The organism is Vibrio sp. M260118 (assembly GCF_036533755.1).
GTDB lineage: Bacteria > Pseudomonadota > Gammaproteobacteria > Enterobacterales > Vibrionaceae > Vibrio.
In genome coordinates this window covers 1-2,156 of record NZ_JATABG010000482.1, presented here as the reverse complement: position 1 = coordinate 2,156, position 2,156 = coordinate 1, and the positions used below count along the sequence as shown (strand labels likewise).

The window sequence follows — 2,156 nt, the reverse complement described above, 5'->3', positions numbered from 1 at the left end:
GATTAATAGCACCTAATTGCGCTTGATTTGGCTGAATTTTGCACCTTTTTGCTGTTTCAATTGCATAACGAAAATGCAATTTGCAAATAACCATAAAAGTGCTAATGATATATGAATTATTAGTGATGGTTTGTTTGAATATCAGTTAGTGAGCTGTATTGTATAAACAGAGCCCGACTTGACGTCAGACTCTGTTGCTGGTTTTAAATTGAGTAGAAGTAGTAGAGCTGGGACTTCATACGAATAATGATGCCGCGTATTGCATCTAAGAATGACATAAAGCCTATTGGTTTATCGCCACTCACCCAAGCTAAGCCTACCGAACCTACAGGGATGTCGTAGCCATCTCGCTCTTCAATTTTCAAGCGTACAAAGTGATGCTTGTTTTGCAGGTTTTTGCCCGTTGTTGCTCTAACCGACTCATCGAAACCAAGTAGATTACCTTGTGCTTCGCCTGTCGCTTCAACAATCCCTTCGACTTGCGCAGAGAAGATCTTACCTGGATACACTGACGAAGCGAACTCAGCGGACTGACCCTGTTTTACGTTTCGAATTGCTTGGTGGTTAACTCGCATCAGCACGTACTTTTCATCTGTGTACATTTGTAGCCTTGGCATCATAGAGACACGCTGACCTTCACGCAGAATAAAGTTAGTCACGAAACCGTCTGCTGGCGCATACACCTTAGTGCTGTCTAAATCCCATTGGGCTTTTGCCATTTGCTCATGGGCTGTTTTCCAGTCTGCTTCTTTGCTCTTTACCGTTAACTCAGCTTTGGTGATTGCCAGTTTCGCTTTATCTGCATTGACTCTTTTGCTGTTTAACTCAGATTCAATCGTAGAGATATTGTGTTTTGCTTTCTCTACAGTGGTTTGCTGCTTGTCGATATCACTTGCGGTGATGGTGTTTTCAACCACACGGTTCTGCTCTTGATAACGCTTTAGCATTTTAACTTGTAGCTCATGGTCAGCTTGCGCTGCGGCTAAGCGGCTTTCTGTTGTGGTGACATCTTGCAGCATCGATTGATAGTTAGCTTTCGCAATCGCGATATCTTCTATAGCAACGTCATGCGCAACGTTAGCTGCCTCTTCAGCAACCTCTGCTTGGTTAAGCGCAATTTGGTACTGAGTTGGGTCAATTTCGTAAATCAGCTGACCTTTAGATACCGTTTGGTTTGGCTCGATATAGATCTTATCTACCTTGCCTTTCACGTTTGGTGAATCCGGTCTTAACTGAATGTGAGGAGACTGCACGACTGAGCCGCCTGAGAGATCCATCGGAGTAAAGTTAATCAAACCCACCCAAACGAACATCAGCCAAGATGCGCCGCCTAAGTAAGCGAATGCTTGAGTGCCTTTATTCCAAGGCATGCCCACAAGACGAAGCAAGTAGATGAACAGTGCCCAAACTGCTAAACCTTCTAACATTATGCTTCCCCTTGGTCATGACTATGTTTTGGAGCATGACGCCAAGTGTCACGCAGATTGACGATCGCTTTTTCTACATCGACAAATGCCAGAATAACTGCGACAACCCATACCCAGTGCCAGATAAAACCAATCCATGTCAGTGCCGTTATCAATCCAATTTGATGATGATCTTTGCTGTGGGCTTTATTGATTGGTAGCTCGTGAAACTTCCAGAAACCGAACAGTGCAGCGCCAAGGGTTGCAACAAGTACAACCGTAGCGACAACGTGCAGTACGGTATCAGCAGACGTTCCGACGAATGGGACACTTAGTAAACTCATTCATTACTCCAAATTAAGGTTAGGGCTTGAGTTTGAATTAATATTGAAAATTGATAGGGGATATGACAGATTGATTCACATACCACCTCATATTGACTGGATCTGTATATGAATGATGTGAGATTCATGCGCGCGATCTCGATGCTAAACATGCATCGTGAAGTGCATAAACGTTATGATTTAACTTCGGGCTGCTTAGGGATTCCAGATCAAGTCTTTCAAAGCCCTATGACGTTGGTGCCTATTTCGGAGGTAAATCTATGGTTTGCAAACTTAGAAAAGTACACTGGTAATCCCGATATCGTCCTCGATTTAGTGCGCGACAACGACGTGACTCGTGTCGGGCCCATTAGCCACTGGCTATTGTCTGGTTTTGATTTTGCTTCGACCATACGCCGTTTGAACT

Annotated in this window: 2 protein-coding genes and 1 pseudogene; 1 reads left to right on the top strand and 2 read right to left on the bottom strand. The window is 44.0% G+C overall.

The window, feature by feature from the left end:
• Positions 1-203: 203 nt before the first annotated feature.
• Entirely contained in the window at positions 204-1,427 is a 1,224-nt protein-coding gene (locus QTO00_RS18640; RefSeq protein ID WP_331426101.1) for an HlyD family secretion protein, read from the bottom strand.
• Positions 1,427-1,750 (bottom strand): hypothetical protein, encoded by a 324-nt coding sequence (locus QTO00_RS18635; RefSeq protein WP_038204253.1) that lies wholly within the window; start codon positions 1,748-1,750, stop codon positions 1,427-1,429. Before QTO00_RS18635 ends, QTO00_RS18640 begins: the two co-directional genes overlap by 1 nt.
• Before the next feature lie 108 nt (positions 1,751-1,858).
• Between QTO00_RS18635 and QTO00_RS18630 the strand changes: the two are divergent.
• A pseudogene (locus QTO00_RS18630) lies at positions 1,859-2,156 on the top strand (AraC family transcriptional regulator); the annotation flags it as partial.

What these genes read in the sequence shown, in the direction of transcription:
- QTO00_RS18640 (WP_331426101.1), bottom strand. Translation starts at nt 1,427, where the DNA reads ATGTTAGAAGGTTTAGCAGTTTGGGCACTGTTCATCTACTTGCTTCGT.
- QTO00_RS18635 (WP_038204253.1), bottom strand. Translation starts at nt 1,750, where the DNA reads ATGAGTTTACTAAGTGTCCCATTCGTCGGAACGTCTGCTGATACCGTA.